The organism is Legionella moravica DSM 19234 (assembly GCF_000423305.1).
Taxonomy (GTDB): domain Bacteria; phylum Pseudomonadota; class Gammaproteobacteria; order Legionellales; family Legionellaceae; genus Legionella; species Legionella moravica.
Window position 1 is genome coordinate 1 of sequence record NZ_AUHS01000053.1, and the last position, 2,616, is coordinate 2,616.

Below are 2,616 nucleotides of genomic sequence, written 5' to 3' on the forward strand. Positions count from 1 at the left end.
AGGCGGTACCGGCCATCGTTTTTCATCCAGGTCTATCAGCGCCGAGAGAACCACTGCATAGACCTCAGGCAGCGGCAGATACCATTCAGTAGAAACCTGCTGCCCATTGTGTTCCTCAACCAGAGTAACCCGGTCAAGTTCTCTGCTCAAGGTGCGTGAACTCAACGTTGCTGCCAGCCAGGCTTTGGTGGGTGCCTCCAGAAAAGATGATTTGACTCGTCCTTCATACCTCGTTCTGACACGACTCATCCGCTCTAGTGCTTTGGTATTACCGGTCATTTCAATAGTCATCTCGGAGGTTGGTACAACAACCGATGAAGAGGCTGCGGATGAAGAAGATGCGGCAGCAGTAGATGAAGCGGGTTGAGCAGGCGCTTCGCTGTCTGTCTTTCGCAACAGATATCGTGAAGCCAGCCGGATGGCGAGCATGGCCGCTGCATTTGAGGTCACTTTGTTGTGCGTGCTCTGTGCGCCTTGAGCGCTTTCAATCATCGCTTGTCTGAGACTGGTTGGCATGATGCGCTTCCTTGATTCATTGCAAAGCTTTTTACTGTATCACAGGGTTTATAAACTGAGCAATATGAACTGGCAAGGTGCTTTTGGGGTGGTATGTAAGAGGGGGGGGAGGGTGTGAAGAGGGGAAAAGTGTATCACTTTAGTGATTTAACTTATTGAAAGAAAATAATGTATCGCTGCGTGATCTTTTTTAACCCCCTCACCCTTGATCCCTCTCCCCCACGCTACGCGCGGGGTAGAAGAGAGGTGGCTTTAAATATAATGGCTTTCAGCGAGGTATCCGACTTTGTTATTCTGAGTGCAAAACTCATCTTTTAAATGAGCTTTGTCCGCTTGGACTCTCCGGATCCTGGGGGCTTGCCGAAACCTGGCTAAACAATGAAAGAGAGCCACGTGGCGCAGAAATATTGGTCTCAGGTGAAGATGCATAGGAAGATAGTGCAGATCCTGCATTGTAGTTGGGTGTTGTGGAGTCCTCTGTAGTTTGGGTGGCTATCCGTTGCTTCGCTTGCTCCAGTAATATTTTAAGAAGATTCAAGGTTTTAGAATACCTTGCGTGTTTAACCAGATCCAAAACAGTAGTGCCATCGCAGTTCTTTACCATTATGGCATCTGCTCTTGCTGTCTCAGGCAGATAATCCAGAAGCCTTTTCAGAGATTCAATTTGCCTTACTGCGGCTACGTGCAGCAGGGTATTGCCATAAAGGCTTCTTACCATCACGGCTTCAGCTCTTGTTGCTTTGGGAAGGCAATCGAGAAGCATTTTCAGGATTTTAGGGCGTTTTGCTGCGGTTAGATGCAGTACAGTATTTCCATACTTGTTACATATCATCAATACCCCTGCTCTTGTTTCCTCAAGCAGTCTATTCACAAGCGGTATCAGAGTCACAGGATGGGTTGTTTCTACCTCGTGTAGCACTGTATTGCCATCTTCGTTAGTTACCATCAAAGTGCTTGCTCTTGCGGCTTTGGGGAGGTAATCCAAAAGCCGCTTCAGGTATTTGGGGGCAATTTTTGCGATCTGATGCAATACGGTATTGCCATCAGCATCGGTTGCCATCAGAACTTCCGCCCTTGCCGTTTCAGGTATATAGTTCAGAAGCAGTCTTATGGTTTTTGGGCTATCTTCGAGGCTATGAAGTACTGTATCCCCTTTGTTGTTTTTCGTCATCAAGACTTCAGCCCTATCCATCTCGGGCAGTGTTTTCATAAGTAGTTTCAAGATTTTCGAGTCTTTTCTGGCCAGGTGCATCACGGTATAGCCAATATAATTCTTTGTTATCAAAGCATTTGCCCTTTCTGCTGTCGGCAGGTAGTTCAGAAGCAGTTTCAAAGTATTTGGATAATCTACGGCCAGGTGCAGCATACTAATGCCGCAGTAGTTTTTATCTGTCACCACATCAACCCTTTGATGCTCAGGTAATGTCCGCAGAAACCATTGTATAAAAGAAAGATGTTGGTTCTCGATGGCCTCTTGAAGGGGAGGGAACCTGCCTTTGTACTTCACCTTGTAGTTTGCTCCTTTGTCAATCAGGGCAGCAGCTAATTCTGTATGTCCGAAGGCTGCAGCAAGATAAAACGGAGTTAAATTTTTGTTGTCGGTAGCATTGGGATCAAAACCTGGAAGAGCAACGATTTGACGTACTATGGCTTCGGACATATCCTTAGATACCGCCAGCAGTAGTGCGACATCAAGGCTGGATGCGGGAGTGATATTTCCAGGCGTGAGCAGCACCGGAACGGGAGCCCCCCCTGTCGAGTCAGCTACAGCAACACCTTCAATCTGGGCAAGCAGCTCTTCGGGCCAGGAATCTCGTGAAAGCGCATCGCCTGCGGTGTTCTGCTCCTGATTGCATCGGTTACGGATGAATTCAAGCAGTTTGGGAAGACACTGTTGAAACAGGAGAGACCAGGTGTCAGCAGGATAGCACAGAGCATGAAGCAGGATGCGGTTTATCTGATAGGGCGTTACTTCTAAAATACCTTCTTCCCCAGCTCTGGCTATCCACTCGCCAAGCATCGCATCCGGTACCCGGATGGCCGGAATGCTGTTGCTCCCTCCAGTGTTTTCCCGAAAGTACAGATCACAAAGTTTGGTAA

General features: G+C 47.9%; 2 protein-coding genes. Both read right to left on the bottom strand.

The window, feature by feature from the left end:
- Window positions 1-516 (bottom strand): hypothetical protein (locus G543_RS17705; RefSeq protein ID WP_035922024.1); only part of this gene is annotated, 516 nt, incomplete at its 3' end.
- 307 nt (window positions 517-823) lie between these two features.
- Window positions 824-2,616, bottom strand: a 1,793-nt coding sequence (locus tag G543_RS17710; protein WP_035922039.1) for an ankyrin repeat domain-containing protein, incomplete at its 5' end; no start/stop codon positions are given.